20 protein-coding genes and 1 pseudogene are annotated in these 20,905 nt (G+C 68.7%); 4 read left to right on the top strand and 17 right to left on the bottom strand.

Annotation, left to right across the window (positions count from 1 at the left end):
• Positions 1 to 29: 29 nt before the first annotated feature.
• The 10 genes from purH to HD599_RS01105 all read right to left on the bottom strand — a co-directional run bounded on the left by purH (position 30) and on the right by HD599_RS01105 (position 10,009).
• A complete protein-coding gene (gene purH, locus HD599_RS01150) occupies positions 30 to 1,643 on the bottom strand; it encodes a bifunctional phosphoribosylaminoimidazolecarboxamide formyltransferase/IMP cyclohydrolase (RefSeq protein WP_184232871.1) in 1,614 nt (537 codons plus the stop codon).
• Entirely contained in the window at positions 1,640 to 2,233 is a 594-nt protein-coding gene (gene purN / locus HD599_RS01145; RefSeq protein WP_184232868.1) for a phosphoribosylglycinamide formyltransferase, read from the bottom strand. The genes purH and purN overlap by 4 nt, the downstream gene beginning before the upstream one ends.
• Positions 2,234 to 2,243: 10 nt before the next feature.
• Positions 2,244 to 3,731: a cell division protein PerM gene (locus tag HD599_RS01140; RefSeq protein ID WP_184232866.1), complete on the bottom strand. Its 1,488-nt coding sequence runs from the start codon at positions 3,729 to 3,731 to the stop codon at positions 2,244 to 2,246.
• Between the two features lie 55 nt (positions 3,732 to 3,786).
• Positions 3,787 to 5,328 (bottom strand): alpha/beta hydrolase, encoded by a 1,542-nt coding sequence (locus HD599_RS01135; RefSeq protein ID WP_184232864.1) that lies wholly within the window; start codon positions 5,326 to 5,328, stop codon positions 3,787 to 3,789.
• A 128-nt stretch (positions 5,329 to 5,456) separates the two neighbouring features.
• Positions 5,457 to 5,642: a hypothetical protein gene (locus tag HD599_RS01130; RefSeq protein ID WP_184232862.1), complete on the bottom strand. Its 186-nt coding sequence runs from the start codon at positions 5,640 to 5,642 to the stop codon at positions 5,457 to 5,459.
• Positions 5,643 to 5,746: 104 nt separating this feature from the next.
• Positions 5,747 to 6,637, bottom strand: coding sequence for a succinate--CoA ligase subunit alpha (gene sucD, locus HD599_RS01125; protein ID WP_184232861.1), 891 nt, complete (start codon positions 6,635 to 6,637; stop codon positions 5,747 to 5,749).
• Positions 6,638 to 6,650: 13 nt separating this feature from the next.
• Positions 6,651 to 7,814, bottom strand: coding sequence for an ADP-forming succinate--CoA ligase subunit beta (gene sucC / locus HD599_RS01120; RefSeq protein WP_184232859.1), 1,164 nt, complete (start codon positions 7,812 to 7,814; stop codon positions 6,651 to 6,653).
• Positions 7,815 to 7,939: 125 nt separating this feature from the next.
• A complete protein-coding gene (locus HD599_RS01115) occupies positions 7,940 to 8,518 on the bottom strand; it encodes a hypothetical protein (protein ID WP_184232857.1) in 579 nt (192 codons plus the stop codon).
• A 131-nt stretch (positions 8,519 to 8,649) separates the two neighbouring features.
• Positions 8,650 to 9,180, bottom strand: a complete 531-nt coding sequence (locus tag HD599_RS01110; RefSeq protein WP_184232855.1) for a hypothetical protein — start codon at positions 9,178 to 9,180, stop codon at positions 8,650 to 8,652.
• Positions 9,181 to 9,421: 241 nt separating this feature from the next.
• The gene (locus HD599_RS01105; protein ID WP_184232853.1) at positions 9,422 to 10,009 is read right to left on the bottom strand and encodes a hypothetical protein; all 588 of its coding nucleotides are present in this window, start codon (positions 10,007 to 10,009) and stop codon (positions 9,422 to 9,424) included.
• A gap of 157 nt (positions 10,010 to 10,166) precedes the next feature.
• Between HD599_RS01105 and HD599_RS01100 the strand changes: the two genes are divergently transcribed.
• Positions 10,167 to 10,937 (top strand): oxygenase MpaB family protein, encoded by a 771-nt coding sequence (locus HD599_RS01100; protein WP_184232851.1) that lies wholly within the window; start codon positions 10,167 to 10,169, stop codon positions 10,935 to 10,937.
• 267 nt (positions 10,938 to 11,204) lie between these two features.
• On the opposite strand, the gene HD599_RS01095 is transcribed toward HD599_RS01100, so the two are convergent.
• Genes HD599_RS01095 through HD599_RS01085 form a run of 3 tightly spaced genes read right to left on the bottom strand, consistent with a single transcriptional unit; the run spans position 11,205 to position 15,330 of the window.
• A complete protein-coding gene (locus HD599_RS01095) occupies positions 11,205 to 11,816 on the bottom strand; it encodes an SGNH/GDSL hydrolase family protein (RefSeq protein WP_184232849.1) in 612 nt (203 codons plus the stop codon).
• Complete coding sequence (locus HD599_RS01090; RefSeq protein WP_184232847.1) at positions 11,817 to 14,261, bottom strand: ATP-dependent helicase; 2,445 nt, start codon at positions 14,259 to 14,261, stop codon at positions 11,817 to 11,819.
• Positions 14,262 to 14,316: 55 nt separating this feature from the next.
• On the bottom strand, positions 14,317 to 15,330 hold the full coding sequence (locus HD599_RS01085; RefSeq protein WP_184232845.1) for a glycerophosphodiester phosphodiesterase family protein: 1,014 nt from the start codon (positions 15,328 to 15,330) through the stop codon (positions 14,317 to 14,319).
• Between HD599_RS01085 and HD599_RS18385 the strand changes: the two are divergent.
• The 3 genes and pseudogenes from HD599_RS18385 to HD599_RS01075 all read left to right on the top strand — a co-directional run.
• Positions 15,302 to 15,430, top strand: a pseudogene (locus HD599_RS18385) (double zinc ribbon domain-containing protein); the annotation flags it as partial. The gene HD599_RS01085 and the pseudogene HD599_RS18385 sit on opposite strands and share 29 nt — an antisense overlap.
• Positions 15,431 to 15,433: 3 nt before the next feature.
• Complete coding sequence (locus HD599_RS01080) at positions 15,434 to 15,616, top strand: hypothetical protein (RefSeq protein ID WP_246376059.1); 183 nt, start codon at positions 15,434 to 15,436, stop codon at positions 15,614 to 15,616.
• Positions 15,617 to 15,712: 96 nt separating this feature from the next.
• Positions 15,713 to 16,513 (top strand): Bax inhibitor-1/YccA family protein, encoded by an 801-nt coding sequence (locus tag HD599_RS01075; protein ID WP_184240153.1) that lies wholly within the window; start codon positions 15,713 to 15,715, stop codon positions 16,511 to 16,513.
• Between the two features lie 215 nt (positions 16,514 to 16,728).
• On the opposite strand, the gene guaA is transcribed toward HD599_RS01075, so the two are convergent.
• The 4 genes from guaA to HD599_RS01055 are packed head-to-tail and all read right to left on the bottom strand — an operon-like array spanning position 16,729 to position 20,904.
• Positions 16,729 to 18,312 carry a glutamine-hydrolyzing GMP synthase gene (gene guaA, locus HD599_RS01070; protein WP_184240150.1) on the bottom strand — a complete coding sequence of 528 codons (1,584 nt, stop codon included), beginning with the start codon at positions 18,310 to 18,312 and terminating at the stop codon, positions 16,729 to 16,731.
• A complete protein-coding gene (locus tag HD599_RS01065) occupies positions 18,300 to 18,743 on the bottom strand; it encodes a DUF3817 domain-containing protein (RefSeq protein ID WP_184232841.1) in 444 nt (147 codons plus the stop codon). Before HD599_RS01065 ends, guaA begins: the two co-directional genes overlap by 13 nt.
• Before the next feature lie 4 nt (positions 18,744 to 18,747).
• Positions 18,748 to 19,524 (bottom strand): SURF1 family protein, encoded by a 777-nt coding sequence (locus tag HD599_RS01060; RefSeq protein ID WP_184232839.1) that lies wholly within the window; start codon positions 19,522 to 19,524, stop codon positions 18,748 to 18,750.
• A 3-nt stretch (positions 19,525 to 19,527) separates the two neighbouring features.
• Positions 19,528 to 20,904 carry a cation:proton antiporter domain-containing protein gene (locus HD599_RS01055; RefSeq protein ID WP_184232837.1) on the bottom strand — a complete coding sequence of 459 codons (1,377 nt, stop codon included), beginning with the start codon at positions 20,902 to 20,904 and terminating at the stop codon, positions 19,528 to 19,530.
• Position 20,905: the final 1 nt, after the last annotated feature.

Below are 20,905 nucleotides of genomic sequence, written 5' to 3'. Positions count from 1 at the left end.
CTGAATCACGAACGCGGTTGAGACGTGGCCTAGTGGAAGAAGTGACGCTCTCCCGTGAAGTACATCGTCACGCCGGCCGCGGTCGCCGCGGCGATGACCTCGTCGTCGCGGATCGATCCGCCGGGCTGCACGACCGCGCGCACGCCCGCTTCGAGCAGCACTTCGAGCCCGTCGGCGAACGGGAAGAACGCGTCGCTCGCCGCGACCGAACCGGCCGCACGCTCGCCGGCGCGCGTGACCGCGAGGCCGCACGAGTCGACCCGGTTGACCTGGCCCATGCCGACGCCGACCGAGGCGCCGTCGTGCGCGAGCAGGATGGCGTTCGACTTGACCGAGCGCACCGCGCGCCAGGCGAATTCCAGGTCGGCGCGGGTGGCGTCGTCGGCCTCGGTGCCGGCCACGAGGGTCCAGGCGGAGGAGTCGAACGCGTCGTAGTTGTCGACCGACTGCACGAGCAGTCCGCCCGAGATCTGCTTGAACTCGGTGGTCTCGCGGGCGAAGTCGGCGGGCAGCTCGATGAGGCGCAGGTTCTTCTTGGTGGAGAGCAGCTCGAGCGCTTCCGGCTCGAAGCCGGGGGCCACGACGACCTCGGTGAAGATCGGCAGGATCGACTCGGCGGCGGCGAGGGTCACGATGCGGTTCGAGGCGATGACGCCGCCGAAGGCCGAGACCGGGTCGCAGGCGTGTGCGCGCTGGTGCGCCGAGAGGATCGGGTCGCCCGCGCCACGGGCGACGGCGATTCCGCACGGGTTGGCGTGCTTGATGATCGCGACGGCGGGCTCGTCGAAGTCCCACGCGGCACGCACGGCCGCGTCTGCGTCGACGAAGTTGTTGTACGACATCTCTTTGCCGTGCAGCTGCTCGGCCTGGGCGATGCCCGTTCCGTGCTCGCTCACGTAGAGCGCGGCGCTCTGGTGCGAGTTCTCGCCGTAGCGCAGCACTTGCTTGAGTGACGCGGAGACGGTGAAGGTGTCGGCGACCTCCGACGCTTCGGTGGCGGCGGGCCCGACCGAGGCGACGTTGGCGGCGAACCAGGCGGCGACCGCGGCGTCGTAGGCCGCGGTGTGCGCGAACGCCTCGGCGGCGAGGTTCTGGCGCTGGGCCAGGGTGGTCCCGCCGTCGGCGAGCGCGTCGACGATCTGCGGGTAGCTCGCGGGCGAGGTGACGATCGCGACGTTGGCGTGGTTCTTCGCCGAGGCACGCACCATGGCGGGGCCGCCGATGTCGATCTGCTCGATCGCGGCGTCGCCCGTGATGCCGGCGGCGATCGTGGCGACGAAGGGGTACAGGTTGGAGACGACGAGCTCGAACGGCGCGATGCCCTGGCTGGCCAGCTCGTTCTCGTGCGACTCGAGGCGTAGGTCGGCGAGAAGACCCGAGTGGATGACGGGGTGCAGCGTGCGCACGCGCCCGTCGAGCGACTCGGGGTAGCCGGTGACGTCGCCGACCTCGGTGACCGGAAGCCCGGCGGCCGCGATCGCCGCGGCGGATCCGCCGGTCGACACGATCTCGACACCCGCGGCGGCGAGCGCGGACGCGAGCTCGACGAGCCCCGTCTTGTCGCTCACCGAGACGAGCGCGCGCCGGATGGCGACGACATCGCGGGGACGGTACAGGGCCGGGTCGTGCGTGGGGCCGCTCATGCGAGTGACAGCTCCTTCAGGTTGATGTGTCCGTTGGCGATGTCGAGAACGGCCTGCACGAGCAGTTCCCTCTCGACGATTTTGATGCGGTCGTGCAGGGTGTGCTCGGTGTCGCCCGGCAGCACGGCGACGCGCTCCTGCGAGATGATCGGCCCGCTGTCGACGCCGTTGTCGACGACGATGACGGAAGCTCCCGACTGGGTCACGCCGGCGGCGATCGCGTCGCGCACTCCGTGCGCCCCGGGGAACTCGGGCAGGTAGGCGGGGTGGGTGTTGATGAGGTTGGGGCTGAGCGCCGAGACGACGGCGGGCGGCAGCAGCTTCATGAACCCGCTGAGCACCACGAGGTCGGGCTTCCAGACCTGGATCTGCTCGAGCAGGGCCTCGCCCCACGCGTCACGGCTCTCGAAGTTCGAGAGCGCGGCCGAGAAGGTGGGAATGCCGAACTCCTCCGCGTGGTCGAACCCCTCCGCATCCCGGTCGGCGCCGACGGCGACGACGCGGGCCGGAAACTCGGCGTCCTGGGCGGCTTCGAGCAGGGCGCGCAGGTTCGAGCCTCCGCCAGAGATGAGTACAACCAGCGATAGCACGGGATACAGCCTAGCGCGGGGGCATCGGGCGGCTGATCGGGGTGATCTGCTCGGTGGCGTTGGGATCGAACGGCGCTGCCGATGCAGGGCGGTCGGATGCCGCGGGCCGGTCGGCCGCCTCGGGGGCAGGCTGCGCGGAGACGGGCACCGACGGGGCCGACTGAGAGGGAGCCGGCTGCGACGGGGCCGCAGGCTGCGGCGTCGCGGGTGACGACGGCGTGCTGGGCACCGACGGCCCGGCCGTGCCCGAGCTCTCGGACGCTCCGGTGCGCCGCGGCAGCGCGATCCGCTGCGGCGACGCGAGCAGCCCGACGATCGCGGCGAGCCCGATCTCGAGCGCGGCCCAGAGGCCGACCGACAGGGCGTCGGGTCCGACGTCGGCGAGGCGGCCGGGGCCGGCCGCGCCGGAGGCCGCGGCGGCGAGCAGGCCGAGGGTCAGTCCGCCGGCCGCGCCGATGCCGACGCCGGCCGCGACGACCCAGCGCATCGACGGGATGCCGGAGAGCGCGCGGGAGAACCCGGGGCGCAGCAGTGCCCCGGCGAGGAATCCGGCGACGACGGGCACGAGCAGCCCGACGAATCCGAAGGCGGGGTCGCCGGCCGGCAGCGCGCCGAGGATGGGGATCGCCGGGGTAGGGCCGAGGGCCGTGGTGAGCGGGCTGACGCTGGAGCCGACACCGATCGCGAAGCCGGGCCCGACCAGCCACGAGGCGACCCAGATGACGAAGGTCGGCACGAAGGCGATCTGCGCGAGGGTGAGCGCGAAGCCGCCGAGAACCTCGGAATGCAGTCCCTCGTAGAGCCGCACGACGGTGGCGTAGTTGATCGCGAGCAGCACGGCGAGCAGCACGGCGGAGACGCCGATCACGGCCGTGGCGGCGGCGACCCCGCCGCGCAGCGACGTGGCGAGCGTCACGCGGAGTTCGCGCGGCAGCCGGAGCAGCAAACCGGTGATCCGGTCGCGGATCGGCGAGATCGCGGCATCCGCCGACGGCCGTCTCGAACGCAGCGAACCGATGACCACGGCGACGGCGAAGATCGCGGTGGGGAACAGCGCGCCCTGCACGACCGAGGGACGGGCGAGCGGGTGCAGCGCGCTGAACGTGACGGCCGTCGAGAGCAGGCCGAACGTGCCGACGGCGACGAGCTCGCCGAGCAACAGGTACTTGGTCTCCGCCACGCGGCGGCCGGCGCGCACGCCGAGGGCGACGGTGAGCAGCGAGAACCCGATGGCGGCGAGGGTGACGCGGAAGGCGGCATCCGCCCCTGCCAGCCCCAGGGTCACGGCCGTGGTGGGGTCGAGCGTGAAAATCGAGTCGACGCCGTGGCCCATCAGCCAGATGTCGACCGAGGCACGCCAGAACACGATCCAGTCGATCTGGAATCCGAACTGCGCGGCCCAGAGGATGGTGAGCGGGGCGAGGCTGATGCCGATGCCGATCGCCACGACGAGGGCCGCCTCGAAGGCGGCGAAGAGGGCGGTGAGCGAGCGATTCATACCGGAGCGAGCGTACCCGCGGTCACCGGCCTTTGTGGCTCGCCGCGCCCCGCACTCAGCAGAGCGGGTCGGTGACCGGCACCAGTCCGTCGACGAGGTAGTCGTCGACGGTCTCGTCGATGCAGGCGTTGCCCTGCGCGTAGGCGGTGTGGCCCTCGCCCTCGCGGGTGATCAGCACGCCGCTGTCGAGCTGGCTCGCCATCGCCTCGGCCCACGTGTACGGCGTGGCGGGGTCGTTGGTCGTGCCGAGCACGAGGATCGGGGCGGCGCCGTCGGCCGTGATCGCGTGCGCCTCGATGGACGACGGGAACGGCCAGTTCTGGCAGGCGATGGAGATGTGCGCCCAGTCGGCGTAGCTCACGAAGGCGCCGATGGTGGGGGCAGCGGCGTCGATCGCGTCCAGGGTCGCACGCGTGCCGTCGAGGCCGCCGGTGAACTGCCCGTCGAGGCAGGTGGCGGCGGTGTACACGGCGGTGGCCTGGTCGGCGTAGGTGCCGTCGTCGTTGCGGCTGTTGTATCCGTCGGCGAGCTGGAGCGCGAGGGTGGCGTCGCCCTCCTCGAGCTCGGAGATCATCTGGCTGAGCGCGGGCCACGACCCCTCGTCGTAGAGCGGGTAGCTGAGCGCGGTACCGAGAGTGGACGCCGTCAGCTGGCGGCCGTCGTCGGAGCGCAGCTCGCGGGCCTCGACGCCGTCGAACAGTGTCTTCGACTGGGCGAGGGCGGTGTCGACCGTTCCGGTGAACGGGCACGCGGAGGTCAGCAGGCAGTCCTCGACGAACGCGCGGTAGGCGTTCTCGAAGCCGGCCATCTGCACGGTGAAGGTCTCGGGCGACTCGAGCGAGGGGTCGATGGCGCCGTCGAGCACGAGGCGTCCGGCATTCTCAGGGAAGAGCTCGGCGTAGTGGGCGCCGAATGACGTGCCGTAGGAGAAGCCGAGGTAGGTGAGCTTCTTGTCCCCGAGCACGGCGCGCAGCAGGTCCATGTCGCGCGCGTTGCTCTCGACGTCGATGAAGCCGAGCAGCGGGCCGGTGTTCTCGAGGCAGGCGTCGGCGAAGGCCTTCTCGCGGTCGACCTGTTCGGCGAGCCAGGCGTCGGAGCCGGTCGGGTTGGCCGGAACGCTGTAGAGGAACGCGTCCATGTCGGCGTCGTCGTAGCACTGCACGGGAGTGGAGAGGCCGACGCCGCGGGGGTCCCAGCCGACGATGTCGAAGCTCTCGCGCAGCGCGTCGCTGGTCACGTACTCGGCGGCCTGCTGCACGAGCTCGACGCCCGATCCGCCGGGTCCGCCGGGGTTCATCAGCAGCGAGCCGACGCGGTCGTCGGAGTCGGTCGCGACGCGCACGACGGCGAGCTCGATGTCGCCGTCGCCCGGGTTCTCGTAGTCGATCGGCGCCGTGACGGTGGAGCACTCGCGGCCCTCGGGCTCGCACGGCGACCACTCGAGCTCCTGCTGGTAGTACGACTCGAGACCGGCCGGGATCGGCACTTCGCTCTCGGTCTGGGTGCGGGTCGGAGAGATGAGCGTGCACCCCGCGAGCAGGCCGGCAGCGGCCGCGGTGGCGAGGACGGCGATGGCTCTGCGCTGTGAGTTTCTCATTGCGATGGAGCTTATTGCACCGCCTGCACTTTGGGCGTGCCACTATCCGTCTCCGCCCGCGTTCTGGGCGACGGCTTCGCTGCACTCTCCCCCGAGCTGCGCACCTACTTCTCGGCACCGCCCGCCGACTAGGTCGGACGCGGCAGCGGCGTCTTCGAGGTCGCGGGCTCGCGCCACCGCTGGCTGCGCCCGGGCACGTCGTCGACGGACGCATCCACGACTTCCTCGGCCGCCGCGGCGGCCTCGAGGTGCGGCTCTCCGTGGCCGTGGTCGACGGGTCGCTGCGCATGGAGTCCGACCGCGCGTGGCTGCACGCCGCCGGCCCGCGCGGGGTACCGGGGTGGCAGGATGCCGCGGGGCCGCGTTAACGAGAGACGGCCCGCCCCACGAGGGGTCGGGCCGTCGCGCAATCGAGCCGTTACAGCGAAGCGAAGACCTCGCGCATGAGGGCGGCCGTCTCGCTCGGCGTCTTGCCGACCTTGACTCCGGCGGCCTCGAGGGCCTCCTTCTTGCCCTGCGCGGTGCCGGCGCCGGCCGACACGATCGCGCCGGCGTGGCCCATGGTCTTGCCCTCGGGAGCGGTGAAGCCCGCGACGTAGGCGACGACCGGCTTGGTCACGTGCGCCTTGATGTAGTCGGCCGCGCGCTCTTCTGCGTCGCCGCCGATCTCGCCGATCATGACGATCGCCTTGGTCTCGGGGTCAGCCTCGAACGCCTCGAGCGTATCGATGTGCGTCGTACCGATGATGGGGTCGCCGCCGATGCCGATCGCGGTCGAGAAACCGAGATCGCGCAGCTCGTACATCATCTGGTAGGTCAGGGTGCCCGACTTCGAGACGAGGCCGATCGGGCCCTTGCCGGTGATGTTCGCGGGGGTGATGCCCACGAGCGCCTCGCCGGGCGTGATGATGCCGGGGCAGTTCGGTCCGATGATGCGGGTCGTGCCGCCCTTGGCCTTGGCGAGCGCCCAGAACTCGGCGGAGTCCTGCACGGGGATGCCCTCGGTGATGACGACGACCAGCGGGATACCGGCCTCGATCGCTTCGACGACGGCGTCCTTGGCGAACACCGGCGGCACGAAGACGATCGACACGTCGGCGCCGGTCTCGGCGATGGCCTCGGAGACCGAGCCGAAAACGGGCAGCTCGACGCCGCCGTCGTGCGAGACCGTGGTGCCGGCCTTGCGCGCGTTCACGCCGCCGACGATCTGGGTGCCGGCCTTGAGCATCAGCGCGGTGTGCTTGGTGCCCTCGCCGCCGGTGATGCCCTGGACGATGACCTTGGAGTCTTTGTTGAGGTAGATCGACATTTTTCCGGTGCCCTTACTTCGATGCCAGCTCGGCGGCCTTGTCGGCGCCCTCGTCCATGGTGGTCGCGAGCGTGACCAGCGGGTGGGCGGCGGCGATCAGGATCGCGCGGCCCTCCTCGACCTTGTTGCCGTCGAGGCGAACGACGAGCGGCTTGCTCGCGGTGTCGCCGAGCACGGCGAGCGCTCCGACGATGCCGTTGGCGACCGCGTCGCAGGCGGTGATGCCGCCGAAGACGTTGACGAACACGCTCTTGACCTGCGCGTCGCCGAGGATGACGTCGAGACCGGCGGCCATGACCTCGGCCGATGCTCCGCCGCCGATGTCGAGGAAGTTGGCCGGCTTGACGCCGCCCCACTTCTCGCCCGCGTAGGCGACGACGTCGAGGGTCGACATCACGAGTCCCGCGCCGTTGCCGATGATGCCGACCTCGCCGTCGAGCTTGACGTAGTTGAGGTCGTTGGCCTTGGCCTTCGCCTCGAGCGGGTCGGCGGCCTCGGCGTCTTCGAGGTCGGCGTGTGCGGGATGACGGAAGCCGGCGTTCTCGTCAAGTGACACCTTGCCGTCGAGGGCGACGATGTCGCCCGCCTCGGTCAGGACGAGCGGGTTGACCTCGACGAGCGTCGCGTCCTCACCCTTGTACACGTCGTAGAGCTTCACGAGCACGGGAGCGACCTTGTCGACCAGCTCGGCGGGGAAGCCGCCGGCCGTGGCGATCTCGGTGGCCTTGGCCAGGTCGACGCCGGCGATGGGGTCGACCTCGATGCGGGCGAGGGCGTCGGGGCGCTCGACCGCGAGCTCCTCGATCTCCATGCCGCCCTCGACGCTGCAGAGCGAGAGGTAGGAGCGGTTGGCACGGTCGAGCAGCACCGAGAAGTAGAACTCCTGGGCGATGCGGGCACCGGCCGCGACCATAACGCGCTTGACGATATGGCCCTTGATGTCGAGGCCGAGAATGGCTTCGGCGGCCGTGAACGCGTCATCCGCGTTGTGCACGACCTTGACGCCGCCCGCTTTGCCGCGGCCACCCGCCTTGACCTGGGCCTTGACGACGACAGTGCCGCCAATTTTCTCGGCAGCTGCTTTTGCTTCTTCTGGGCTGTCGGCAATGATGCCGGCAAGTACAGGCACACCGTAGGACTCGAAAAGGTCCCTAGCCTGATACTCGAAAAGATCCACGAGGCTTATCCAATCGCACGTCGGTTGAGATGGAAGGCCGGGTCATCTCGACTGCGAGATTGTTCGATGTCAAGAGACTTTGACCACCAATAACCCTACCCGCTCGGGCGCTGGCGATTTCTCGGTCAGCCGGCGGTCGCGGCATCCTGCCCTTCGAGCAGGACGACCTCGTCGGACAACGGACCCTCGGTCATCGCACACGCGCCCCGGGCGGTGATGACGATCGACGGCACCTGGCCGTCGGCCTTCGAGGCGGTCGCGATCTGGATCCAGGCCAGCGACGAGTCATTGCGCAGGTCGGCGATCGTCAGGGTGTCGGTCGACTCCTCCTCGAGCGTCGAGGTCCAGCCCTGGTCGACGAAGGTGGCGATGAGGTCTTCGGAAACCGACTGCACGCGCGCGGCCGTCGAGTTGGTAATGAGGATGCTGGTGGTGGAACTCCAGCTGCGGGCCAGACCCTCGGGGTCCACGCTCTCGTCTTCGCAGGCGACCGACACGTCGGTCGTCTCCGAGACCTCCTTGAGGATGATCTCGGGCAGACGCGACGACGCCTCGTTGCGCAGGAGCTGCGCGTACGACTTCGACTGCGCGAGCGTGACGTCGCCCAGCGCGCTCGAGATGTTCTGACTCTGCTCGGCGCCGTCGCCGCTGGCGCACGCGCCCAGCACCGTCGCCAGCACCGCGGCCCCCGCCGCGATCGTCACGAATCTGCGTGTGCGGTCCCCACCGACCATGTGTTGCTCCCCCGTATGTAGCTGATCGCTGAGGACGCTACATATGTGAGGTAAACGCGAGGTTGCGCGGAGACACCTACGAGGGGTGGATGTCGCGGGTGCTAGCTGACGGGACTTTCGAGTTTCTTCACTTCGTCGGATTCGGCACCGCCGGTGGCCACGCACGGGCCCTTGGTGGTGATCTGCAGCTTGGCGGGCGTCGCCGTCTCGAGGTTCTCGGTGGTCACCGTGAACCCGATTGTCGCCGCCGAGGTTTCGCTCTTGAGAGCGGTGTAGGTCACGGCGGAGGGCGCGCCGCGCGAGGCGACCCAGCCCTGCTCTTCGAACGAGACGGTGAGGTCTTCGGCGACGATGCTGACGCGCCAGGCGCTGCCCGGTTTGAAGCTGACCTCGACGCTCGAGGTCCACGACCGGCTGAGGCCGAGCGGGTCGACCTCCGCGGTCTTGCACGGCACCGACAGGTCTTCGGTCTCGTTGACCGTCTCGACCACGAACTCGTCGAGACGGCTCGCCGCCTCGTTGCGCAGCAGCTGCACCGGCGACTTCGTCTGGGCGAGCGTGAGCGTGGTCGCGTCGCCGCCGGTACCGGCCGTCGACGTGCTCGCGCACGCGCTGAGTGTCGTGAGCGACACGGAAACTATCGCTATTGCCGCGAACTTTCTAGTGAGGTCCCCCCAGACCATAACTGCACCTCTTCGGGTAAGTGCGGCGCGTGGACCGCTGTTCATGCGGGGTTCTAGGCAACCGCGCGTGGAATTCATCCCGACTTCATCAGCCGTTGCCAAAAACCTAGCAGCGCCCGATCGCCCGATACGGGCCGCGACCCACGAATATTGCTCGAGACCTACCCCAGTGCTGGGGACAGGGGGCGGCTCAGTCCTGTCCCTCGAGCTTGGTGACCTCGTCCGAATCGGCCCCCGCGGTGTCGACGCAGGGGCCGTTCAGCTCGAGGTCGATCGTCACCGGGTCTTCGTCCGGCAGGAGCGCCTCGCCGTCGGGCGGCCGGTGTGCCGAGATACGGATCGCGGTGGACACGTCGTCCTTGGTGAGCTTGACCGCGTGCGACCGCTCGCGGGCCTCGAGCGGGGTGGCCGACCAGCCCTGGTCGACGAAGCTCTGCGCGATCTCGTCGACGATCGCGTCCACACGCCAGACGCTCGCCTCCTTGACCACGACCTGGGCGTTGGAGTGCCACGACCGGCGCAGTCCGTCGGGGTCTTCCGCCTCCGTCTTGCAGCTGAAAGAGAAGTCTTCCGCATCGCTCACCGACTCGATGGCCGCGGTCGGGATGCGCGACGCCGCCTCGTTGCGCAGCAGTTGCACGGGCGACTTGGTGTCGGCGAGGGTGAGGCCGCCGCTCGCACCCGCGGCGACGGGCGGCGAGCACGCGCTCAGCATCGCGATCGACAGCGTGGCCGCGGCCAGCGTGGCCGCCGCTCGAACGTGGTTCCCCCGAACCATAAGCACCTCTTCGTTGTGGCGTCGGGCCGGTCGGCTCTGGCCCGTGCACCGACGCTAGCATTGCTCACACTTCACCGGCAGGGGCGTTCCGGATTTCCTGTACCCCAGTGCTGGGGGCACGCGGGCGCCGGCCGGCGGCATCCGCGAGACTGGGACGGTGCCCCTCACCATGCGCGACATCTCCGACGAGGCGGTCCTCCTCGCCGGGGGTGCCCGCGCCATCTTGCTGCAGATCGCCCTGCCGGCGGTCGGGCACGGCGTCGCCCGCCACAGCGACTTCACCGCCGACCCGCTGCGCCGCCTCCGTAACACGCTCAGCTATCTCTACGTGCTCGTCTACGGCAGCGACGCCGAGATCGAGCTCATCACCGGCTACGTGAACCGGGCCCACGGGCCGGTCCGCTCGGATTCCGATCCCGCCTACAACGCGTTCGACCCCGACCAGCAGCTCTGGGTGGCGGCGACCCTGTACGACTCGGCGATCGCCGTCTACGAGCGGGTGTTCGGCCGATTGTCCCCGGATGACGCGGATTCCCTCTACGCCGAGTACGCGGTCGTCGGCACGGCGTTGCAGATGCCGGCCGACCTCTGGCCACGGGACCGGTCCGCGTTCGCCGGGTACTGGCGCGAGACGGTCGCCGGGCTACGCGTCGACGACGAGGCCCGCCGGGTATCGCGCGACCTGCTGCACCCGGCGACGGGTCCGCTCTGGGTGAAGGCAGTGATGCCTCCCGTGCGGTTCCTGACGGCGGGGCTGCTCTCCCCCGAACTACGCCGGGCGTTCGACCTGCCGTGGGACGACCGACGTGAGCGCCGCTTCCGCCGCACCCTGCGCGTGCTCGCCGCGGTCTACCCGCGGCTGCCGAAGCGGCTGCGGCGCTGGCCGGCGCGCCACTACCTGGCGGCCTTCCGCGCCCACGCGCGGTAGGCGGTCGCGGTACTTAGGTTTGCGGCGCTCAGCGTCGTCACGGGCGCGGCGCTCTGTCTCGCACGCGGACCCTTGTCGTGGAGTGCGACGCTCAGCGCTGTCGAGCGCGCGGAGCGTTGTCTCGCACGCGGAGGCACGAACATACGCGTCGGCCACAAACCGCAGCGCGCCTCTTAGGAGCCCGGCGGCACCGTCGCATAAACCTCAGCGTGGTCGACGACGCTCAGCGCCGCACACTCACGCCCGGCGCGACGTTACGAGTCGGCGCTACTCCGCCGCGTTCTCGATCGTTTCGAGCCAGAGCTTCGCGAGCAGCTGGTGGCCGAGCTCGGTGGGGTGGATGCCGTCGGCGGCGATGTCGACGAGCGGAACGTCGAACCCGTTGAGGTAGTCGTCGGTCTCCACCAGCACGGCGCCGAACTCGACGGCGAGCTCGCGCACGACCGCGATCTTCTCTTCGAGGTCGTCGCGCCAGGTCAGCTTGGCCGGGGTGACAGGCAGCAGGAACGGCTCCATCAGCACGAGCGCGGTCTCCTCGCGGCCGGGCAGCGCACTGAGGATCGCGCGGTAGTCGGCGGCGAACTGCTCCGGGGTCGTCGGGTCGTTGTCGTCGTAGCGGCGCCAGGTGTCGTTGACGCCGATCATCACGGAGACGAGCGACGGCGCGAGGTCGAGGCAGTCCTTCTGCCAGCGCGCCTTGAGGTCGCGCACGCGGTTGCCGCTCGTGCCGCGGTTGACCACGGTGGCCGGGGTGCCGCCCGCGCGGAACGCCTCGTCGATCAGTCGCACATAGCCGTGCCCGAGCGCCTCGGGGTCGTCGCGCCGGCCGACATCCGTGACGCTGTCGCCGATGAATAGCACGGTCAGTTCGTCAGACATCTATTCGACCTTCTCAATAGGAGCGATCTTGATCAGCAGCCGCTTGCGGCCGGCGGTTTCGAACTGCACCTCGGCGACGCGCTTGGCGCCCTCGCCGGTGACCGCGGTGACGCGGCCCTCACCGAAGTCGGTGTGCCTGATGCGGTCGCCCGCGCTCAGTTCGAGCGCGCTGTTGTCGCGCACGACGTTCGTGACCATGTTGGCCCACTGCGTCTTCTCTTTCGGCTTACCCGGGGGAAGCGCGGCGGCCTCGCGCAGCGACGAGCCCCACGCCGATCCGTCGCGGCGGGCGTTGAGCGCGCGCGGCTCGGTGCCTCCGCGCGAGTTCGCCATGCCGGGCGACTGGCGCCACTCGATCAGGTCTGCCGGGATCTCCTGCAGGTACCGGCTCGGCATCGCCACGTTGACGTTGCCGTAGGCGGCACGGGTCATCGCGAGCGAGATGAAGAGGCGCTGCCTGGCACGGGTGATGCCCACGTAGAACAGCCGGCGCTCCTCGGCCGGTCCGCCGGGTTCTCCCGCCGACATCCGGTGTGGCAACAGGTCTTCTTCAACGCCGGTCAGGAAGACGGCCTCGTACTCGAGGCCCTTCGCGGTGTGCAGCGTCATGAGCGAGACGGTGCCGCTCGAGTCGTCGAGGTCGTCGGCCGCGGCGACCAGCGAGACCTCGGTGAGGAAGTCGAGCAGCGTGCCGTCGGGGTTGTTCTTCTGGAACTCCTTCGTCACCGCGACGAGCTCTTCAACGTTCTCGGCCCGGGCCTCGTCCTGCGCGTCCCGGCTGGCCCGCAGCGTCTCGACGAACTTCGTTTTTTCGAGCAGGGCGATGAGGATGTCGGAGACCTTCGCCGCGGCACGGCCCGTGCCGGTCGTGGGATCCCAGTCGTCGCTCGCCGTGACGGTCGCCATGACCTCGTCGAGGATCGACCCGAACTCGAGGATCTCGCCGGTGACCTTCGGGCCGAGCCCGAGCTCGCCCGCGTTGCGCACCGCGTCGCGCAGGCTGGTGTCGTGCGCGTCGGCCCATGACTGCAGCGCCGTCTCGGTGGCCGGGCCGATTCCGCGCTTGGGCACGTTCATGATGCGGCGCAGCGCGAGCGGGTCGGAGGGGTTGGCGACGGCGATGAGGTACGCCATCGCGTCCTTGATCTCGGCGCGCTCGTAGAACTTGGTGCCGCCGAGCACGCGGTAGGGCAGGGCCGAGCGGATGAAGATCTCTTCGAGCGCACGCGTCTGCGCGTTGGTGCGGTAGAAGACGGCCATGTCTTTGTAGGCGATGCCCTCGTCGTGCATCTTGGTGATCTCGTCGGCGATGAACTGCGCCTCGTCGTGGCCCGAGTACCCGGTGAAGCCGACGATCTTGTTGCCCTTGCCGATGTCGGTGAAGAGCTTCTTGTCTTTGCGGTCGAAGTTGTTCGAGATGACCGCGTTCGCCGCGTCGAGGATGTTCTGCGTCGACCGGTAGTTCTGCTCGAGCAGGATCACCTTGGAGTTCGGGAAGTCGCGCTCGAACTCGACGATGTTGCGGATGTCGGCACCGCGGAAGGCGTAGATCGACTGGTCGCTGTCGCCGACCACGGTGAGCGAGGCGCCCGGGATCGCGCCGAGCGAGTCGCGCTTGGTCTTGACGAGGCCGCCGGCCGATTCGACCTCGTCGGCGATGTCGGGGCGTACCGGGCGGGTGAGCTCGTGGATGAGCGAGTACTGGGCGTGGTTGGTGTCCTGGTATTCGTCGACCAGGATGTGGCGGAACCGGCGGCGGTAGTGCGCGGCCACGACCGGGAACGCGCGGAACAGGTACACCGTCTGGCCGATGAGGTCGTCGAAGTCGAACGCGTTGGCCTTGCTCAGCGCCTGCGTGTAGCGACGGAAGATCTCGAGGAACATGACCTCGGCGGGATCGGAGAAATTCGCTCCGCGGGCGTAGCTCTCGACATCCTGCAGCTCGTTCTTCAGTTTCGAGATCTTGCCGGACGCACTCGAGACGGTGAAGCCGTACTGGTCGGCCTCGAGTTCTTTGAGGATCCGCTTGAGCAGCGCGCGGCTGTCGGCCGAGTCGTAGATGGTGAAGCTCTTGGTGAAGCCGAAGTGCTCGGCCTCGCGGCGGAGGATGCGCACGCAGGCGGAGTGGAAGGTGGAGATCCACATGCCCTCGGCCTCGTTGCCGACGATCTGGTGCACGCGCTCGCGCATCTCGGCCGCGGCCTTGTTGGTGAAGGTGATGGCCAGGATCTGGCTCGGGAACGCCTCGCGGCTCTGCAGCAGGCCGGCGATGCGGCGGGTGAGCACGCTGGTCTTGCCCGACCCGGCACCGGCGACGATGAGCAGGGACTGCCCTCGGAACTCGACCGCCTCGCGCTGCTGCGGGTTGAGGCCCCGGAGCAGGGCGTCGTCGAAGGCGCCGTCGTCAGACGGTTCGGGCTCGATGATGTTGGGAACGAACGACATTTGCCCCCAATTCTAGGTGCCACCGCCGACGCCGGCCCGGCGCTGCCGGCGGCGGTCAGGCGCGGGGAGCAGCCAGCACTGCCAGCGCGAGGTCGGGCTGGTCGGCGAAGACGCCGTCGAGGCCGCTCGACAGCACGAGCTCGAACTCGCTCCGCCAGTTGCCGAAGTCGCGCGGTTCGCCCTTGACCCGGTTGTTCTTGGCGAGGAACTTGTTCTCGGCCCGCAGGGTCCAGCAGAAGACGATGAGCCCCGACCCGTGCGCGCGCGACACGAGGTCGGTCACGCCGACGGCTTTCTTCGTGAGGTCGAGGCGCAGGATCAGTTTGCGGGTGACGCTCACGCCGTCGACCTCGCGCGCGAGACGGTCGAGCCCGGCGGCGGTGAGGTGGTCGGCGTAGCTGCGCGCCTTGGCGCCGTGGGCCGCGACGAGGTCGGCGGGCGCGCCCTTCGCCTCGGCGAGGAAGACGAGTCTGCCGGGGATGCCCCGGGCGCGGATCTTCGTCAGCACGGTCTGCTCGAAACTCTCGACGATCAGGTTGTCGGCGGTAGCCCAGTCGCGCACGGCGTCGGCGAAGAGTTCGTCGAGCGGCAGCCCGATCGACTCGAAGTACGTCGCGTGCTTGATCTCGGCCACGAGCACGAGCGGCCGCCGTGCGGAGAGCGTCGCCGCGTCGACGATGTCGAGCAGGTCGCTCAGCCGCAGGATCCCCTCGTGGCCGTCGAAACTCGCGCTCGCCTGTCGCAGCTCGGGAATGCGCTCGACCGCGCGCAGGGTCGACAGCTCGGCCCAGGTGAAGTCCTCGGTGAACCACCCCGTGAGCGCGACACCGTCGATCGTTTTAGTGGTTTTCCGCGATGCGAATTCGGCGTGAGCCGCGACATCCGTGGTGCCTGAAATCTCGTTCTCGTGACGCAGGACCAGCACGCCGTCCTTCGTGGCGACGATGTCGGGCTCGACGGCGTCGGCGCCGAGGGCGAAGGCGAGCTCGTAGGCCGACCGGGTGTGCTCGGGGCGGTAGCCGCTCGCTCCGCGGTGGGCGATGACGAGGGGCCGCGAGGTGGTGGTCACGCGTCCACGTTACGCGCATAGGATTCTTGTCATGTCGCGGTGCACCAGCTGTTCAGCAGAACTTCAACCTGAATGGAAGTACTGCATCCACTGCGGCACGAAGGTGCCCATCGCGCCCCCGGTTCCGCCGGCGATCCGCCACGATTTCAGCCCAGAGATGTGGGCGACGGATGACGCAGCCGACGCCCCGCGACGGCAGGTCACCGTGCTCGGGCTCTTCGGCTGGGGACTCGGCGCGCTACTCGTCGCACTCGCCGTGGTCGCGGCCGTCGTTCTGAACTCCTAGCTCCTTAAGCTCTCGGCGATCACCCTGTTTACTCAGGTGGTTCCGCGTAAAATCGTGGTGAGCGAAACTTTCGCTTCTACGACCACGAAGGATGTCATGGCCGCCGCCAGCACGAACCCCGCGTTCACTAACTCGCCCGCGTTCACTACGAAGGCCGTCGTGCACTCGACCACGGTGAACGGCAAGACGCTCACGCCCGAGCAGCTCGACGAGCTCTACGGCCGTCCGTCCGCGACCCCCACCGACACCGACCGCATGACCTACGAGGACACGATCCGCAAGATCGTCATCGCCTTCGTGGTGCTGCTCGCCGGTGCCGCTGTCGGCTGGGTCGTCCCCGTCCTCGCGATCCCCGCCGCGATCGTCGGCTTCGTGCTGGCGCTCGTCAACATCTTCAAGAAGAAGCCGTCTCGCGCGCTCGTTCTCGCGTACGCGGCCTTCGAGGGTGTGTTCGTCGGTGGCATCACCTTCCTCTTCGAGTCGCAGTGGAGCGGCATCGCCACCCAGGCCGTCTTCGGCACGCTCGGCGTCGTCGCTGTCACGCTCGCGCTCTTCGCGACCGGCAAGATCCGCGAATCCAAGCGCGCCACGCAGATCTTCACCGTCGCGATCTTCGGCTACATGGCCTTCCAGCTCGTGAACCTCGTGCTGCGTCTGACCGGCGTCGTCTCCGAGTTCGGCGGACTGCAGTCGAACCCGCTCGTCAACATCGGCGTCGGAATCCTCGTCGTGCTGCTCGCCTCGTATTCGCTCGTGATGGACTTCACGACCATCAAGCGCGGTGTCGAGGGCGGTGCGCCCCGTATCTACGGCTGGCAGGCCGCGTTCGGCATCATGGTGACCGTCGTCTGGCTGTACACCGAGATCCTGCGCTTCCTCGCGATCTTCCGCGAGTAACGCTTTTAGTACAGCAAAAGGCCCCCGGTTCGCGCCGGGGGCCTTTTGCGTGCGGCCTCGCACCTCCAACAGGTTCGGCGGGCGTCATCCGGCCACTCTGTCCTGTCGAGTGGGCGACGGGGCCGTTGCGTCCTGTTGAGAGGTCGAGCGGTAGGGCGTGCCAGGCCCGGAAACCACGAAGGGCGGGACACTCTCGTGTCCCGCCCTTCAGCTGGTCACTCCCACTCGATGGTGCCCGGCGGCTTCGACGTGACGTCGAGCACCACGCGGTTCACCCCGGCCACCTCGTTGGTGATGCGGTTGGAGATGCGCGCCAGCACGTCGTACGGCAGGCGCGTCCAGTCGGCGGTCATGGCGTCTTCCGACGAGACGGGGCGCAGCACGATCGGGTGACCGTAGGTGCGGCCGTCGCCCTGCACGCCGACCGAACGCACGTCGGCGAGCAGCACGACCGGGCACTGCCAGATCTCGTTGTCGAGGCCGGCGGCGGTCAGCTCGGCGCGGGCGATCGCGTCCGCCTTACGGAGCAGATCGAGACGCTCACGGGTAACCTCGCCCACGATGCGGATTCCGAGGCCTGGCCCCGGAAACGGCTGGCGGCTCACGATGACCTCGGGCAGTCCGAGCTCGCGGCCGATGGCGCGTACCTCGTCCTTGAACAGGGTGCGCAGCGGCTCGACGAGCTTGAACTGCAGGTCCTCGGGGAGGCCGCCCACGTTGTGGTGGCTCTTGATGTTGGCCGTGCCGCTACCGCCGCCCGACTCGACGACGTCGGGGTACAGGGTGCCCTGCACCAGGAAGTCGATCGTCGTGCCGTCGCCCTGCGCCTCGAGTACGAGCGCCTCGGCGGCGCCCTCGAAGCTGCGGATGAACTCGCGGCCGATGATCTTGCGCTTCTGCTCGGGGTCGGTGACTCCGGCGAGAGCGTCGAGGAACTGGTCGACGGCGTCGACGGTGATCAGGCGCACACCGGTCGAGGCGACGTAGTCCTCTTCCACCTGGCGGCGCTCGTCCTGGCGCAGCAGGCCGTGGTCGACGAAGATCGCGGTGAGCTGGTCGCCGACCGCCTTGTGCACGATCGCGGCGGCGACGGCAGAGTCGACACCGCCGGAGAGACCGACGATGACCTTGCCGGTGCCGACCTGCTCGCGGATGCGGGCGACCTGCTCCTCGATCACGTTCGAGCTGTTCCAGTCGGCCGGGATGCCGGCGGCGTCGTGCAGGAAGTTCTCCAGCACGCGCTGGCCGTACTCCGAGTGCTTGACCTCGGGGTGCCACTGCACGCCGTACATCTTCTTCTCGTCGCTCGAGAACGCGGCGACGGGAGTGGACGCGCTGGACGCGAGAACGGTGAAGCCCTCGGGGGCCTTCGACACCGAGTCGCCGTGGCTCATCCAGGTGGTCTGCTCGCTGGGCTGGTCGCCGAGCAGCGTCGACGCACCGGGCGCGAGGGTCACGGCGGTGGCGCCGTACTCGCGCAGGCCGGTGTTCGCGACCTCTCCGCCGAGCTGCTGCGCCATGACCTGGAAGCCGTAGCAGATGCCGAGAGTCGGAACGCCGAGCTCGAGGATTCCCGGGTCGAGGGAGGGCGAGCCCGCGTCGTAGACGCTCGACGGTCCGCCGCTCAGCACGATGCCGATGGGGTTCTTGGCCGCGACCTCGGCCGCGGTGATCGTGTGCGGCACGATCTCGGAGTAGACGTTCGCCTCACGGACGCGACGCGCGATCAGCTGCGCGTACTGCGCGCCGAAGTCGACGACGAGGACCGGCTGCGCGGCGGTCGAGTTTATTTCGCTGATGGGATCGTCTCCACTTTCTGTGCGGACTGCAGGGCTTCGAGTTCCTTCTCGGTCTGCGCGTGAGTGCGGCGCTCGACGATGAAGGACAGGAACGGGATGACGCCGCCGAGGGCGATGAGCAGGAAGCGCGGGAAAGTCCAGCGCATCAGGCTCCATAGGCGGAAGTCGCTGTACAGGTACACGACGTAGAACCAGCCGTGCAGGATCAGGATGATGGTCGACAGGTTGATGCCGACGATCTGCTCCTTCGGCGTGAGCGCGAGGAAACCGTAGGGCCCGTTCAGCTCGATGTCGACGCCGAATCCGTAGCGCGTCACCATCATCAGCACGAGCAGCAGCAGGAAGACGCCGGTGACGATCGAGGTCACGCGGTAGAGACGAAGCGCGTTCCGAATTCGAGGCAGATTGGAGAGCTTCGGTTTGAGGGCCATTGCTCTAGTTTACTTCCGTCGACGCGGCCGATTCGCTCTCTTCGAGCTCTTCCTGCTCGCGCTCCCAGGCGTCCTTCACGAGGCGGAACCAGAGGAATACCGCGAACCCCGCGAACACCGCCCATTCGACGGCGTAGAAGATGTTCAGCCAGTTCACCGATACCTCAGTGCTGGGAGGCGGTGCGTCGATCAGTACGAGATCGGCGGCCGCGTCATCCGCAATCAGATACCCGGGGTACACGCCGTCGGGGGCCGTCCCCCACTGGTTGACGAGGGCCGACACCGCGAGCGAATTCTGCTCTCCGTTCTCGAAGTCGTCCTCCTGCGGGGCCTCGCTCGGCAGATAGCGCCCGGCGAACGACTGCGGCGCGTTCTTTTCCAGATCAGAGACGGCGGATGACGCGTCCGCTTCTGTCGCGGCCCAGCCGAGCGCGACGGCCAGGGACGGGGTTCCCTCGTCGAGACCGGTCTCGACCAGGTGGCCGACCACCCAGTAACCGGCGGTGCCGTCGTGCAGGCGCCCGCTCAGCAGCACGTAGTCGCCGGGGAGCAGCTCGCCCTCGACCGTGACGATGCGCCCTGCGGCCGCGGCGGTCAGGGGCTCCTGCGGAACCGAGAGCTCGGAGAGCGCCACGGGGATCTCCGTGGTCTCGTCGACGGGCGTCCCGCGGTCGATGCTCCGCGAAAGCTGCCACTGCCCGAGCGCGGCGAAGGCGGCCGCGATGGCGAGGCAGAGGACGAGGGCCGCGATCCAACGGGGGCGGCGGGCAAGTGACCACATGGTTTAGTACTCCGGGTCGCGGGTGCGTTCGCGCTGCTGTTCGTCGGACTGCTGCATGGCCTGCTCGACCAACGGGTCGACCTTCGCGGGGCGCTCGGGTTCTATGTCGAACTCGTCGTCCTCGGCCGTCGTCGGCACGTCGGCGCCCGACATCGCGGCGTCGATGAGGGCGAAGTTCTCGGCGTCCATGCGCTCGTGCTTCTCCTTCACCACCGGCTTCGCGGGGAAGATCTTCGCACCGATCTTCTCCGAGTTGACCGCGAGTACCGGGCCGATGATCGCCATGCTGAGCACGTAGAGGCCGGCGAACGGGGTGAGGCGTTCGTCGAGCCCCGCCGATACCGCGAGCGTCGCGAGGATCAGCGCGAACTCGCCGCGGTTCTGCAGCATCGCGCTCGCGTTGAGCCCCTCGGCCGGCGTGAGCTTGTTCTGCCAGGCGATGAGCTGGCCGCCGAGCGTGTTGACCACGAGGGTGACGACGACCGCGACCGCGACCGGCCCGAGCACGGCACCGAACGTCGACGGGTCGAGCGCGAGGCCGAAGTTGAGGAAGAAGAACGCGCCGAAGACGTCGCGCAGGGGCAGGGCGAGTTGCTCGATGCGTCCGCGGAACCGGGTGGCGCCGAGCACCAGTCCGATGAGGAACGCGCCGATCGCGTCGGAGACGCCGAGCAGCTCGCCGATGCCGCCGAACGCGACCGCGAGGCCGAAGAACAGGATCGTGAACAGCTCGTCGTCCTTGGTGCGCACGAGCCGGGAGACGATCTTGCCGCCGTACCTCGCCACCACGAACATCACGATCAGGAAGGTGAACGAGATCGCGAGTTCGAGCGCGACCGTCCACGGGTCGACCTCGCCGCCGATGACGACGGCCACGATCGCGAGGTAGATCGCGATGAAGACGTCTTCGAGCACCATGATGCCGAGGATGATCGGCGTCTCACGGTTGGCGAGGCGGCGCAGCTCGATGAAGAGCTTGGTGATGATGGCGCTGGATGACGCGGCCGTCATACCCGCGATGATGAGGGCCTCGCGGGTGCCCCAGCCGATCCACATGCCGAGGGCGAAGCCGACGACCATGTTGATCGCCACCCGGGTACCGCCCGAGATCAGGAGTTTGCCGGCGTTGCCGTAGAACTCGTCTTGATCGAACTCGAGGCCGAGGCTGAACAGCAGGAAGATCAGCCCGAAGACCGCGATCAACTCGACGTCGGCCGACTCGAAGCTCAGCGGGAACAGCTCGAAGTGCGGGCTCGCGACGAGGCCGACCAGCATGTAGATCGGGATCGCGGGCAGCCCGATGAGTTTGCCGAGTCGCCCCAGCACATAGGAAATGACGAACAGGACACCCAGCGTCAGGAGTTCTTCGCCGATATGCACG

It is taken from the genome of Conyzicola lurida (assembly GCF_014204935.1).
Lineage (GTDB): Bacteria > Actinomycetota > Actinomycetes > Actinomycetales > Microbacteriaceae > Conyzicola > Conyzicola lurida.
The sequence above is the reverse complement of the archived record's forward strand: the minus strand, read 5'-3'. Positions and strand labels throughout refer to the sequence as shown.

Bases quoted from the DNA above. Each gene is read 5' to 3' on its own strand.
- HD599_RS01075 (WP_184240153.1), top strand. From the start codon at position 15,713: ATGGCCGCCGCCAGCACGAACCCCGCGTTCACTAACTCGCCCGCGTTC.
- HD599_RS01090 (WP_184232847.1), bottom strand. From the start codon at position 14,261: ATGTCGTTCGTTCCCAACATCATCGAGCCCGAACCGTCTGACGACGGC.
- sucD (WP_184232861.1), bottom strand. From the start codon at position 6,637: ATGTCGATCTACCTCAACAAAGACTCCAAGGTCATCGTCCAGGGCATC.
- HD599_RS01135 (WP_184232864.1), bottom strand. From the start codon at position 5,328: ATGAGAAACTCACAGCGCAGAGCCATCGCCGTCCTCGCCACCGCGGCC.
- HD599_RS01095 (WP_184232849.1), bottom strand. From the start codon at position 11,816: ATGTCTGACGAACTGACCGTGCTATTCATCGGCGACAGCGTCACGGAT.
- HD599_RS01065 (WP_184232841.1), bottom strand. From the start codon at position 18,743: ATGGCCCTCAAACCGAAGCTCTCCAATCTGCCTCGAATTCGGAACGCG.
- HD599_RS01105 (WP_184232853.1), bottom strand. From the start codon at position 10,009: ATGGTTCGGGGGAACCACGTTCGAGCGGCGGCCACGCTGGCCGCGGCC.
- purH (WP_184232871.1), bottom strand. From the start codon at position 1,643: ATGAGCGGCCCCACGCACGACCCGGCCCTGTACCGTCCCCGCGATGTC.
- HD599_RS01140 (WP_184232866.1), bottom strand. From the start codon at position 3,731: ATGAATCGCTCGCTCACCGCCCTCTTCGCCGCCTTCGAGGCGGCCCTC.
- HD599_RS01060 (WP_184232839.1), bottom strand. From the start codon at position 19,524: ATGTGGTCACTTGCCCGCCGCCCCCGTTGGATCGCGGCCCTCGTCCTC.